The organism is Bacillus cereus ATCC 14579 (genome assembly GCF_000007825.1).
Taxonomy (GTDB): domain Bacteria; phylum Bacillota; class Bacilli; order Bacillales; family Bacillaceae_G; genus Bacillus_A; species Bacillus_A cereus.
In genome coordinates this window covers 4,167,186-4,180,267 of the sequence record NC_004722.1, presented here as the reverse complement: position 1 = coordinate 4,180,267, position 13,082 = coordinate 4,167,186, and the positions used below count along the sequence as shown (strand labels likewise).

The following is a 13,082-nucleotide window of genomic DNA, read 5'->3' as shown; positions in this document are numbered from 1 at the left end:
AGCAGAAGGAGCTTTATTTTGATAGAAAATGATTCGCGGTAACATAAAAGAGTCCACCGTTAATAATTTGCACTGTAATACGTGGTTCATACTGTTCTTGCAGAGCTTGTTTTTCAATTTCATAGCTCTCAGGAAGTTCGTCACTTTCTTCATAAAAACGGTTTAAAAGGTCTAAATCATGATTCCAACGCACTCTTGCTTCTTTTGCCCACGTATGGTCATCTTCTGCAATTATATTTTTTAAAGCGTCTTCTATGCGTTGTAAACCACTTTGAGGTTTAATGATGGGCGAGAGCGTAAAACAAAAATCAGGTATTTTTGGTGTAAGTTTAATGTTTGTTAATGTTTCATGAAAGTTTGCCATCATTGTTCCAGAAATGAGATGAATACCAATCGAGTGAAGGATGTCTTTTTTTCGATCACATTGATAGGAAACTTTTATATTAATACCGAGCCAAGGGTGGAGCGGTGTATGTGTTGCTCCATTATGTCTTACATCCTCATATAAACGTATGTATGAGCCTAATTCTTTTGTCGTTTGGAAAATTTGATGTAGACGTGGTGAACCGTAGTGAATAAGCTCACCATCATTTTCTTCATTTTCTGGATTTGTAATAAGAGTAAGGCGCATCGGATTCGGTACGCCTCCTGTTTTCTCAAGATAGTGCCAATAAAAAGGGCGATTCATTAATAATTTATCCATCTCAATTGTTAACTGCACATCTAGTAAATGAGGAGAACGTTCTAAAATTTCACAGTTATTCGCCTCAAAGAAATTGTATAAGTAATTATGAATTTCATGTTGCTGCATAGCCCTGCACCTCAGCTTCATTTCGTTTCGCAAAGTCGATAATAGATGTTAAGTTTTCCATCTTAATTCTAATTTCACCTTCGCTTTTTGATTGCGCGAAAATTTCTTGAATGTGCGCGTCGATGTTTTTCATATTAATTCTCGTTAAAATTTCATCGAGTTCACCGATAACACGCTCGAATAAGTTGATTTTTTCATATAACAGTTTCAGAATATGTTCTTCAACAGTATGCTTTGTAGCTAAGTTATAAATATGAACATCATTCTTTTGACCGAGACGGTGAATACGCCCGATTCTTTGTTCAAGACGCATTGGATTCCATGGCAAATCATAATTGATCATATGGCTACAAAACTGTAAGTTAATCCCTTCACCACCAGCTTCAGTTGCAATTAATACTTGTGCGTGGTTTTGGAAAAGCTCCTTCATCCAATCTTTCTTCCCGCGTTTAAACCCGCCGCGGAATGGAACGGAAGAAATACCGTGTTGTTGTAAAAACCATTGTAAGTACATTTGTGACGCTCGATATTCTGTGAAGATAACGACTTTATCGTCAATTTCTTTTATAAGCTCAAGAGCTTTATTTGCTTTTGAGTTGAAAGGAATATGATTAATTTTGTCCATTAGCACATCGATATGTGGATCTTTTATATAATGTTCGTTTTCTTTCTGTCTTTTTTCTACATGCTTTTTCAATGAATAGTAAACAGCCTCACGACTACTACATGCTTCCCGTTTTAAAGTTAACGATGAGAAAGCAGATGTGAAGGCGTCTTGTCCTCGCCAATTTTCGATATCATTATATAGAGCTTGTTCTTGTTCATTAAACTCAACAAAAATTGTACGTACATGTCTCTTCGGCCAATCGATACCGGTATTATGTCGTCTATTTCGCACCATTACTTTATTAATGAGAGCTTTTAAGTCTTCATCTGATTCGGCTGAGCGATTTTTGGAAGCGTAATATTCTTCAAAGTTGGATTGATTGCCTAAATGTCCTGGTTTTAATAAAGAAACAAGGTTAAAAATTTCATCAATCTTATTTTGAACAGGAGTAGCGGTTAGTAATAAACAAAATTTCTTTTTTAATCGCTGTGCAAATTCATAGTTTTTTGTTTTATTATTTTTAAGTTTATGTGCTTCATCGATAATAATAAGGTCATATTCTAAGTTCAAAACGATATCACGATGCGGTGAACGTTTTGCAGTATCAATTGAGGAGACAATCACATCGGCTTGTTCCCATGAATAGCTTTTCTTTTGGGCTACAGCTGGAATGAAAAACTTTGTATTCAGTTCGTATGCCCATTGTGATACGAGAGAAGCTGGGACAAGTATAAGTACCTTTTTCACGAGCCCGCGGACCATGTATTCTTTCAAAATAAGTCCAGCTTCGATTGTTTTTCCAAGGCCTACTTCATCTGCTAGAATCGCTTTACCGTTCATTTGTTCAATCACATTTTGAGCGACTTCTAATTGATGCGGAAGCGGTGTGAAATGGGATAAATGTTTCGGTGCTTGTAGTCCATCAAAAGTAGGAACAAGTAACGATTTTTCTGTTTCATAAGCTAAGTGATATAAATCCCAGTTTGTCCAAGGACCATCTTCGTCAATTCTATTTAAAAAATTGTTTTGCCATGTCCGATCTACGGAAATATCGACATTCATTACAACTCTCCCACCTTTTATAAACTAAAGTAATTATTTTTTAATGTATGATGATTTGCCTTAAAAGAAGGCATAATTATCGTTATTAAAGGCTATATGATAGACAATAATAAAGTATTAAATCTCAAAAGCTGTATTTATTGTGTTTTAACATAAAAAATTCTAAATTATTTTTTATGCTAGAATATTGATGAAATATAGCGAATGATGTTAGGATAATGGTGTGAAATGTGTGGAATCTTTCGTATTTTATCCAAGAAAGTGATTTTTTATTTACGCTTTCATAAAAAAATATAATGAGATTCCGTATATCCTATCTTTTCAGAATGAAAATGTTTAGAAAAGGGAAGCAACTTTTATTGATTTGTCAAAGCATAAGGGGGAGAGAGCATGATTACATTACAACGTACACCGTTATTTGATGTATACGCGAAGTATGGTGGGAAAACAATCGACTTCGGTGGTTGGGAATTACCAGTTCAATTTTCAAGCATTAAAGAAGAACACGAAGCTGTACGTACAGCTGCAGGTTTGTTCGATGTGTCTCATATGGGAGAAGTTGAAGTAAAAGGTGTAGATAGTTTAGCATTTTTACAACGTGTTGTTACAAATGACGTATCTACCTTAAAGGTAGGGGGCGCACAATATACAGCTATGTGCTACGAAAATGGTGGTACAGTAGATGATTTATTAATCTACAAACGTGGTGAAGAAGACTATTTATTAGTAATCAATGCATCAAATATCGAGAAAGATTACGAATGGTTAGCAAGTCATGTAATTGGCGATGCGACAGTAGTCAATGTTTCTAGTGAAGTTGCACAGCTTGCAATTCAAGGACCAAAAGCAGAAGGCATTTTACAAAAAGTTGTGTCAGAAGATTTGAAAGAAATTAAGTTCTTTAAATTTAAAAACGATATTCTTGTAGACGGAATTCCAGCACTTGTATCTCGTACAGGTTACACAGGTGAAGATGGATTCGAAATTTACTGTAAGAGTGAAGATGCTGCAAAACTTTGGGAGAAACTTCTTGAAGTTGGAGCAGAAGAGGGCTTAAAAGCATGTGGTTTAGGTGCTCGTGATACACTTCGATTCGAAGCAACATTACCACTTTATGGACAAGAATTATCAAAAGATATTACACCGATTGAGGCTGGAATTGGCTTTGCGGTAAAAACAAATAAAGAAGCAGACTTCTTTGGAAAAGCAACGTTAAAAGAGCAAAAAGAAAACGGTGCGCCTCGTAAATTAGTCGGCATCGAAGTAATCGAACGTGGAATTCCTCGTACGCATTACCCTGTATTTATTGGTGAAGAAAAAATTGGGGAAGTAACAAGTGGTACACAATCTCCAACGTTAAAGAAAAGCATTGGTTTAGCACTAATTGATGTAAAATACGCAGCAGTTGATACAGAAGTAGAAATTGAAATTCGTAATAAACGCGTCAAAGCAGTAGTTGTTCCAACACCATTTTACAAACGTTCAAAGTAACGGGGAGAGGGGTAGATTTCATGTTGCATCGTTATCTTCCAATGACAGAAGAAGACAAAAAAGAAATGTTACAAACGATCGGCGTTCAAACGATCGATGAATTATTCTCTGATATTCCAGAGAGTGTTCGTTTTAAAGGGGATTTAAAAATTAAAGAAGCAAAATCAGAGCCAGAGCTTTTAAAAGAGCTATCTCAAATGGCTAGTAAAAATGCTAACTTAAAAGAATACGCTTCTTTCTTAGGAGCAGGCGTATACGATCATTATGCTCCAGTAATTGTAGATCATGTTATTTCTCGCTCAGAATTTTATACAGCTTATACACCATACCAACCGGAAATTTCACAAGGGGAATTACAAGCAATCTTTGAATTCCAAACAATGATTTGTGAATTAACAGGAATGGATGTAGCAAACTCTTCTATGTATGACGGGGGTACAGCTTTAGCTGAAGCGGCAATGTTAGCAGCTGGCCATACTCGCAAAAAGAAAATTCTTGTATCTAGCGCGGTTCATCCAGAATCAAGAGCAGTACTTGAAACGTATGCAAAAGGTCAAAATCTTGAAGTTGTTGAAATTAATCATAAAGATGGTGTAACAGATTTAGATGTATTACAAAGTGAAGTAGATGATACAGTTGCTTGTGTAATCGTTCAATATCCAAACTTCTTCGGACAAGTTGAAAAATTAGCTGATATTGAAAAAATCGTTCATCAACAAAAATCATTATTTATCGTTTCTTCAAATCCATTATCATTAGGCGCATTAACACCACCAGGGAAATTTGGTGCTGATATTGTAATCGGTGATGCACAACCATTCGGTATTCCAACGCAGTTTGGTGGACCGCACTGTGGTTACTTTGCAACAACGAAAGCATTTATGCGTAAAATTCCAGGACGTCTTGTTGGACAAACTGTAGATTCAGATGGTAAACGTGGATTTGTATTAACGTTACAAGCACGTGAACAGCATATTCGTCGTGATAAAGCGACATCTAACATTTGTTCAAACCAAGCGTTAAATGCATTAGCAGCTTCTGTTGCAATGACGGCACTTGGCAAACAGGGTGTGAAAGAAATGGCACGTCAAAACATTTCTAAAGCACAGTATGCAAAACGTCAATTTGAAGCGAAAGGCTTCACAGTAACATTTGCTGGACCATTCTTCAATGAGTTTGTTGTAGATTGCAAACGTCCAGTGAAAGAAGTAAACGATGCATTATTACAAAAGAATATTATCGGTGGTTACGATCTAGGCCGTGATTATAAAGAGCATGAAAACCATATGCTTGTAGCAGTAACTGAGCTTCGTACAAAAGAGGAAATTGACACACTTGTAAACGAAATGGGGGCTATCCAATGAAGAACCAAGACCAAGCACTTATCTTTGAAGTGAGTAAAGAAGGACGCATAGGATATAGCTTACCCAAATTAGATGTAGAAGAAGTGAAACTAGAAGATGTGTTTGAGAGCGATTATATTCGAGTAGAAGATGCAGAGCTACCAGAAGTATCTGAACTTGATATTATGCGCCACTATACAGCGCTTTCAAACCGTAACCACGGTGTTGATTCTGGATTCTATCCACTTGGATCTTGTACGATGAAATATAATCCGAAAATTAATGAGAGTGTAGCTCGTTTCGCAGGATTTGCAAATATTCATCCACTGCAAGATGAAAAGACAGTACAAGGTGCAATGGAATTAATGTACGACTTACAAGAGCATTTAATTGAAATTACAGGTATGGATACTGTTACTTTACAACCAGCAGCTGGTGCACACGGAGAATGGACAGGTTTAATGTTAATTCGTGCATACCATGAAGCGAATGGTGACTTTAACCGTACGAAAGTAATTGTACCTGACTCTGCTCACGGAACGAACCCAGCATCTGCAACTGTAGCTGGTTTTGAAACAATTACAGTAAAATCAAATGAAAATGGCCTTGTTGACTTAGAAGACTTAAAACGTGTTGTAAACGAAGAAACAGCAGCACTTATGTTAACAAATCCTAATACATTAGGTCTATTCGAAGAAAATATTTTAGAAATGGCAGAAATCGTCCATAATGCAGGCGGTAAATTATACTATGATGGTGCAAACTTAAATGCGGTATTAAGCCAAGCACGCCCAGGAGATATGGGATTTGACGTTGTGCATTTAAACCTTCATAAAACATTTACAGGTCCTCACGGCGGTGGTGGCCCAGGTTCTGGTCCAGTAGGTGTGAAAGCTGATTTAATTCCGTACTTACCAAAACCGATTTTAGAGAAAACGGAAAGTGGTTATCACTTCAACTACGACCGCCCAGAAGCAATTGGTCGTGTGAAACCATTCTATGGTAACTTCGGAATTAACGTTCGTGCATACACGTATATTCGCTCTATGGGTCCAGATGGTTTGCGTGCAGTAACGGAGTATGCTGTATTAAATGCGAACTATATGATGAGAAGATTAGCGCCATTCTATGATCTTCCATTCGATAGACATTGTAAGCATGAATTTGTATTATCAGGTCGTCGTCAAAAGAAACTTGGTGTACGTACATTAGATATTGCAAAACGTCTGCTTGATTTTGGTTACCATCCACCAACAATTTACTTCCCATTAAATGTGGAAGAATGTATTATGATTGAGCCGACAGAAACAGAATCAAAAGAAACATTAGATGGTTTCATTGATAAGATGATTCAAATCGCTAAAGAAGTAGAAGAAAATCCAGAAGTTGTACAAGAAGCACCGCATACGACAGTCATTAAACGTTTAGACGAAACGATGGCTGCACGTAAAACCAGTTTTACGTTATGCAAAGCCAGCTCCTGTACAAGTTTGATTAGAATAACAAAAGAAGAACTCGCTGAGGTGGGTTCTTTTTTTGTATGGAGAATTTGTCCCGCATTAACGGACAGTAAACTCCCAACTCAAAACTTAGCTGGTGCAAAGAAGCCAGGTGGGAGATAAACTGTCCGTAAATGCCCGATTGGTTCAACTAATAATCAGTGGGGATGAACAAAAATCCCCACTGATTAAAGTTTCACTTTATGCAGAAATAGTGAAGAAAATGTTAAAAAATTATATTTTTTGTTTCCTAATGGTGTAAAGGTGTAGTTTTATAGGTAGTTTTGTTGAAAAAGTCGGTTTGATAAAAGTATTTATTTTTGTTAGAATTTTATTGAAATTAAGAAGATGTGATGAGGCAAAGATTACTCATTTTTATGTATATGTGAAAAAACGAACAAGACGGGGGTGAAAGTGTGGGATATCGATGTTATAGAATGGTATACCATTTAGAAAATGGAGAAACAATTAAAGATGTAAAAGAATTTTGCTATCGAGACCAAGGAAAAGTGTTAGAAAGAGTAGCAAATCGTGTAATGGATAATAGAGAAGTGACGGCGATTGATAAACAAGGAACAATCATTTCAATAGCATGTGAGGACATTGTAAAGGTAGAACTTGATTACATAACAGAAAGTTAACCTTGAGTCATATCGAATTATTCGATAAAATAAACTGTTGAATGGTGAAGTGAGAAGAGAGGAGTTTATCATGGGTAGTACAAGACACTTTTATATGTTTATCTTAGCGTTTGTTCTTGTTGTGGCATTAACGATTTACTTAATTGTTGACAGCAGCTGGTACAACACAGTTCATCCGGCATTCCTTCTGTTTATGTATATAGGAATTGCAGTAGTAAGTTTCGGAATGAGAGACGAGATGTTAGATCGCTTTGAAAAGTGATACATATACGAAAGACCAACAGGAAAATGTTGGTCTTTTTTTCTTGCCAAAAATAGGATGATGTGTATATACTGTATATATAAGGTATATACAGTATATACACACACTGGAGGAAAACATGAATATTATTATTTCGAATTCTTCCCAAGACCCTATTTATGTGCAAATAAGAAAACAATTAAGCCAGCTTATTTTAAATGGTGGTTTAAAGGGTGGAGATCAATTACCGTCTATTCGTAGCTTAGCGAAGGAATTACAAATTAGTGTCATTACAACGAAGCGTGCATACGAGGAGCTTGAAAAAGAAGGATATATAGAAACTGTTGCTGGGAAGGGGACTTATGTTTCACGTAAAAATAATGAACTATTAAAAGAACAAAGGCTTCGCCTATTGGAAAGTAAAGCTGAAGAAATCGTAAAAGAAAGTAAAGTGTTGCAGCTTTCACTTGAAGAATTGCAGCAGATGATTGCGTGTTTATATAAGGGGGAATAAGAGATGTTAGAGCTAAAAAATGTTTGTAAAAGTTATCAAGATTTTGCAGTGAAAAATATAAGTTTTGCATTACCACGAGGATATATTATGGGGTTTGTCGGACCAAATGGTGCTGGGAAAAGTACAACGATCAAAATGATTATGAATTTAATTAGAAAAGATAGCGGCGATATAAAAATTTTTGGCAAAGACAATAAGAAAGCCGAAAAGGACATAAAACAAAATATTGGTTTTGTATATGATGAAAATCATTATTACGAAGATTTAACGTGTGAACAAATGAAGCGTATTATTGCACCGTTATATAAAAAGTGGGACGAAGAGCAGTATCAATCGTATATGCATAGATTGCAAGTTCCAAAGTATAAAAAAATTAAAGAGCTATCTAAAGGGATGAAAATGAAGTTTGCGATTGCCATCGCACTTTCGCACCACGCAGAGTTTATTATTATGGACGAACCGACAGCAGGGTTAGATCCAGTTGTTCGAAGTGAATTACTCGATATGTTGCAAGAAATTGTAATGGAAGATGAAGTATCCGTATTATTCTCAACGCACATTACAACAGATTTAGAGCGCATTGCAGATTATGTTACGTTCATCAATGATGGAGAAATTATATTTACTGGTGAAAAAGAAGACTTAATGGAGAACTACGTAATCGTAAAAGGAAGTAATGATTTATTAGACCGAGAAGGAAAAGAACTATTTGTTGGATTACGAAAAAATAAATTTGGTTTTGAAGGTTTAGCGAATGATAAACAAGCAATCATAGATTGGTTTGGAAATGAGGTTGTACTAGAAAAGCCTACATTAGATGATATTATCGTTTACACCGCGAAAGGAAGAGGTGCCTATGCGTCAGCTCGTATATAAAGATTTGTTCTTTTTTCGGGCGATTTGGTTAGTGTATCTAATTATGCCACTAATGTTTTCTTTTATAGAGCCGATTGGTGAAACGGTATTTTCTTTAAGTTGTTTACTGATAACAATTTCCACATCAACAATATTGATAGGGATGGATGAAAAAAATAATAGTGATGTCATTATGAATAGTTTACCACTAAGTCGAAAGGATATCGTTATCGCTAGATATATTTCCTGTGCAATATTTATCGCTGGGAGCATGCTTGTAACGATGTTTGTTATTTTTCTAATACGAAGTGTTGGTGTCGTTGGTGATATTCGTGCATATCATTCGGATTTATATATCGAAATCCCTTGGTATGCCGTAGTTAGAGTGGCGATATGCTCTTTAGTTTATATAGCGGTGCTGTTTCCTAGTTATTACGGAACAAAATCTAAAATGGCACGCGGACTATTTACAGGTGGAGCGGCTATGGTAGGGGTTATTGCTGGGATGTTTATTGGTGAAGGAGAAATGGCGGCATTATCGTTTGTTGAATGGGTTATGATTCCTTCACATTTTATGTGGTTTCTAGTTGGGGGAATGGCATTAGCTAATATATATATTTTTTCTATGTTTCTTGCAATTAAAATATACGGAGCACGTGATTTGTAGGGAGGGGGATTAACATGCAGCAATTGATTTTGAAGGAGTTTTTCTTACAAAGAAAAATGTTTCTTATCTATTTGATCTTACCAATATACGGAGCATTCCAAAACTCTATAGAACCATTTCAAATGGCGTATGTTTGTTTTGCTATATGTCTTTTGATGATTTCAATCTCTTTATCAAATGAAGAGAAAAATAGTACGGAAAAAATATTAGTAAGTCTACCTTTTACTAGAAAAGATATTGTCATTGCGAAATACATATCGACACTATTTTTTATGGCATTCAGCTTAATCATTACATTCGTATTCTTTATACTCCCTGTATTTGTATTAAAAGAAAATATAAATATTCCTTGGTATGCAGCATTTATAGCTATTTTCTTTTCTGTTCTGTATGCTGTTATGATACTTCCTATAAAATATAGTGAGGATAAGCGAACGGTTACTATGCTGGGATTAGTTATGCTTTTTCCTATAATAGGTTTACTAGGATTTATGTGCAATATATTTACGGATGAAAGGCTTATGTTAATGATTTTTCGAACTTCAGATATGCTATTAGTTATTAGTATTTTGAGTATAGGCGCGTGTGTAAGTTATTTAGCTTCAATGTTTATAGCTATTGTGAGTTTTAAAAAGAGAGAGCTTTAATACTTATTGGCTTGTCTTATATAAAAACGAATAATTGATGTTAAGGAATGAGTTCAGTGAGGTGTAATATATGATCAAGCAATTAGTTTTAAAAGATATGATGATGCAAAGAAAGTTAGGATTTATTGGTTTTATATGTTTGCTTTTCCTTACAATTATTGATTTTGGTAGCGACAATTTTCTTGTGACACTTAGTATAACTATACCTATCCTTGGAACAATATGGTCGACGAGTTATGAGGCTAGAAATAAGAGTGAAAAGATATTAAATAGTTTACCGCTTCAACGTAAGGAAATTGTCATAGCAAAATACATATTTATAAGTATTTTAGTTGTTTTAGGTGTGATTTTCTCACTTTTGATTGGTCTAATTCAGTTGCAAAATGAACATATAACTGGATTTACGCTGTGGGGAGAGATTCTTGGCGGAATAACGGGAGGATTGGTTTATAGCATGATCGTACTGCCAATTGAATTTTTAGTAGAATATAGCAGTTCGAAACAGGCGGCGTATTTTATGGGAATTATAGTTGGTGGATTAAGTGGAGTGATTGTAAGTAGTGAATGGTTAGATGTAGAGAATGCTTGGAGCACAAGTCTAGTCGTAAATATTTGTTTTATAGCAGGACTCATTCTTTTGTATATTATGTCCATGTTTTTCTCAATTCATTTGTACAATGAACGTGATCTGTGAGAGGAGGAAAATAGCGTTGAAACAACTAATTTTAAAAGATTTCATCATTCAATGGAAGTTTTTAATTTGGTACATACTGTATCCTGTTTTCTTTTATATGGCCTTAACAGATACGGAAAATCTGTTCATAATTATGTCCGTAATTATTACAATTGGAGCAACAGTAAAAACATTTGAAGCAGATAGTAAAAATGAGAGTGAAGTTATAGTAAATAGTTTACCAATATTGAGAAAACAAATTGTGTATGCGAAATATATAGTAGCAATTATTATTCTTTTTATAAGTGTAACGGTCGGTTGTTTCACGATGGGAATGAAGAGTGGGGTTAACTTATTTGAATTTCTTGAAACGACAATGGTTGCTAGTATTAGCTTTATTTTATTGTATTTAAGTTTTGTTTTACCAATATCCTTTTGGCTAGGGTATAAGAAAACCATTTTCATTACGATAGTAATATTCATGGCACCGATAGTTGTTTTAGAAGCTTTGTTTCAAATTAACTTAGAACAAATTCAACTATACAACAGCTTGTTATTCATTAGTTCCATGTGCATGTTCATAGCATCTACCTTTGTTTCAGTAAAAATATATGAAAAAAGAGAATTTTAAAAGGTGCCTTAAAAAAGGCACCTTCTTCAATAACGACAATACGAGAGCAGTAGTTTATAAAAAGAAACGCTATTTGGCACATCTTTCGGAGTATGTAATATAAAGCTGAAAACGATGATGAGAATAAGAAATAGGAAAAATAAAAATAGGATTTGCTTATGTATAGAATTTTGCATATTATTCACTCCTTTTTTTAGGTAGTATGTCCAAAAGAAAGGAGTGTATGAAAAATGTTAGGAGGGGAGAATGATGAACAAAAGAAAATGGTTATATAGAATAGGAATATTTTTATTTTCAATCGGTCTCATATTAGCAAATGTTTACTCGGATATACCACCGTTATTTCCAAGTTTACTAAAAGGGTTGGTATAAGTATTGCCATAGTTGGTCTGTTTTGTCTTATCACATCTAACTTCTACAGAAAGTCTGAATGAATATAAAAAAGGACAGTTACTCTTTTTCAGAAGTACTGTCCTTTTTTAATAACTTATTCCATAGTTTGGCGATACTCCATATAATGACGATTGCAATGGAGGCGATAATGGACCAAACAATTGATATCATTTCAATTGTCATGTTAGGAAGGAATGTGAGAATGGATAATACTTTATGAAACAATGATTCTATTATATGAAAACTTATTTGTAATAGAATGACGATACCAAGTGTGATCCATGCTAATATTTTCTTTCCTTGTTCTTTCCACATGACATTCACCTCTCGTTAGCTTAATAGTTTTAAGCCAACAGCGCCGCATAGAATACAGCTTAAGAAAGCAAGACGACGCCAATCCGCTGATTCTCGGAAAATGAGAATGCCTAGAAGTGCACTTCCGGCAGTTCCGATTCCAGTCCAAATTGCGTAAGCAGTTCCCATCGGTAATGTGTTCATCGCAAGAGATAAGAAGAAGAAGCTTACGCCGAAGTTAGCGATTAAAATAACTTTTGGTGCCCAGCCTTTCTTTTCAGTGGCTACTTTCATAAAGAGTACACCAATAATTTCACAAATACCAGCTAGAATTAAAAATACCCAAGCCATTTTATGCGGCCTCCTTCGCTTCTTTTTCTTCTGTTACTCGTTTTAAACCAATTACTCCGAAGAAGATTAAACCGATTAATAAAACTTTTACGATAGAGAAAGGTTCTCCGAAGATGAAAATCTCTGTAAGAACGATTCCACCAGCTCCGATTCCTGTAAAGACTGCGTATACAGTGCCGACAGGTAAATCTTTATAAGCTCTAAATAATAAGACGAAACTAATTGTAATTAATAGAGCAACACCAGCCCATTCAAGTGGTGCCTCTGCTTTTTTTAGTCCAATCACCCAAAATATTTCAATAATACCAGCGATGATTACATAAATCCATGCCATATGTCATTTCTCCTTCCTACCAGTCGTT

15 protein-coding genes and 2 pseudogenes are annotated in these 13,082 nt (G+C 35.1%); 12 read left to right on the top strand and 5 right to left on the bottom strand.

Annotation, left to right across the window (positions count from 1 at the left end):
• Window positions 1–13 precede the first annotated feature (13 nt).
• Both BC_RS21115 and BC_RS21110 read right to left on the bottom strand, forming a co-directional pair.
• Window positions 14–811: a YqhG family protein gene (locus tag BC_RS21115; protein ID WP_001183964.1), complete on the bottom strand. Its 798-nt coding sequence runs from the start codon at window positions 809–811 to the stop codon at window positions 14–16.
• Window positions 798–2,480, bottom strand: a complete 1,683-nt coding sequence (locus BC_RS21110; RefSeq protein WP_001100037.1) for a DEAD/DEAH box helicase — start codon at window positions 2,478–2,480, stop codon at window positions 798–800. Before BC_RS21110 ends, BC_RS21115 begins: the two co-directional genes overlap by 14 nt.
• 390 nt (window positions 2,481–2,870) lie before the next feature.
• Between BC_RS21110 and gcvT the strand changes: the two genes are divergently transcribed.
• The 12 genes and pseudogenes from gcvT (at window position 2,871) to BC_RS21050 (ending at window position 12,116) form a co-directional block, all read left to right on the top strand.
• Entirely contained in the window at window positions 2,871–3,971 is a 1,101-nt protein-coding gene (gene gcvT / locus BC_RS21105) for a glycine cleavage system aminomethyltransferase GcvT (protein ID WP_000631769.1), read from the top strand.
• Between the two features lie 20 nt (window positions 3,972–3,991).
• Window positions 3,992–5,335: an aminomethyl-transferring glycine dehydrogenase subunit 1 gene (gcvPA, locus tag BC_RS21100; RefSeq protein ID WP_000903240.1), complete on the top strand. Its 1,344-nt coding sequence runs from the start codon at window positions 3,992–3,994 to the stop codon at window positions 5,333–5,335.
• Window positions 5,332–6,808: pseudogene (gcvPB, locus tag BC_RS21095) on the top strand (aminomethyl-transferring glycine dehydrogenase subunit 2). Before gcvPA ends, gcvPB begins: the two are co-directional and overlap by 4 nt.
• Window positions 6,809–7,250: 442 nt before the next feature.
• Window positions 7,251–7,454, top strand: coding sequence for a DUF3929 family protein (locus tag BC_RS21090; protein WP_000262496.1), 204 nt, complete (start codon window positions 7,251–7,253; stop codon window positions 7,452–7,454).
• 70 nt (window positions 7,455–7,524) lie between these two features.
• Window positions 7,525–7,716 (top strand): hypothetical protein, encoded by a 192-nt coding sequence (locus BC_RS21085; RefSeq protein WP_000535933.1) that lies wholly within the window; start codon window positions 7,525–7,527, stop codon window positions 7,714–7,716.
• A gap of 118 nt (window positions 7,717–7,834) precedes the next feature.
• Window positions 7,835–8,209 (top strand): GntR family transcriptional regulator, encoded by a 375-nt coding sequence (locus BC_RS21080; RefSeq protein WP_001021349.1) that lies wholly within the window; start codon window positions 7,835–7,837, stop codon window positions 8,207–8,209.
• Window positions 8,210–8,212: 3 nt separating this feature from the next.
• A complete protein-coding gene (locus BC_RS21075) occupies window positions 8,213–9,085 on the top strand; it encodes an ABC transporter ATP-binding protein (protein WP_000891312.1) in 873 nt (290 codons plus the stop codon).
• Window positions 9,066–9,731 carry an ABC-2 transporter permease gene (locus tag BC_RS21070; RefSeq protein ID WP_001249549.1) on the top strand — a complete coding sequence of 222 codons (666 nt, stop codon included), beginning with the start codon at window positions 9,066–9,068 and terminating at the stop codon, window positions 9,729–9,731. The genes BC_RS21075 and BC_RS21070 overlap by 20 nt, the downstream gene beginning before the upstream one ends.
• A 14-nt stretch (window positions 9,732–9,745) precedes the next feature.
• Complete coding sequence (locus BC_RS21065; RefSeq protein WP_001186580.1) at window positions 9,746–10,378, top strand: ABC-2 transporter permease; 633 nt, start codon at window positions 9,746–9,748, stop codon at window positions 10,376–10,378.
• Between the two features lie 70 nt (window positions 10,379–10,448).
• Entirely contained in the window at window positions 10,449–11,072 is a 624-nt protein-coding gene (locus tag BC_RS21060; protein ID WP_000595375.1) for an ABC-2 transporter permease, read from the top strand.
• Between the two features lie 16 nt (window positions 11,073–11,088).
• Window positions 11,089–11,682, top strand: a complete 594-nt coding sequence (locus tag BC_RS21055; protein ID WP_000811452.1) for an ABC-2 transporter permease — start codon at window positions 11,089–11,091, stop codon at window positions 11,680–11,682.
• Between the two features lie 246 nt (window positions 11,683–11,928).
• Window positions 11,929–12,116, top strand: a pseudogene (locus BC_RS21050) (hypothetical protein).
• A gap of 16 nt (window positions 12,117–12,132) precedes the next feature.
• Here the strand turns inward: BC_RS21050 and BC_RS21045 are convergent.
• The 3 genes from BC_RS21045 to BC_RS21035 are packed head-to-tail and all read right to left on the bottom strand — an operon-like array spanning window position 12,133 to window position 13,054.
• Window positions 12,133–12,390: a DUF3975 family protein gene (locus BC_RS21045; protein WP_000265429.1), complete on the bottom strand. Its 258-nt coding sequence runs from the start codon at window positions 12,388–12,390 to the stop codon at window positions 12,133–12,135.
• Window positions 12,391–12,405: 15 nt separating this feature from the next.
• Complete coding sequence (locus tag BC_RS21040; RefSeq protein WP_000312623.1) at window positions 12,406–12,720, bottom strand: DMT family transporter; 315 nt, start codon at window positions 12,718–12,720, stop codon at window positions 12,406–12,408.
• 1 nt (window position 12,721) lies between these two features.
• A complete protein-coding gene (locus BC_RS21035) occupies window positions 12,722–13,054 on the bottom strand; it encodes a DMT family transporter (protein WP_000312339.1) in 333 nt (110 codons plus the stop codon).
• Window positions 13,055–13,082: the final 28 nt, after the last annotated feature.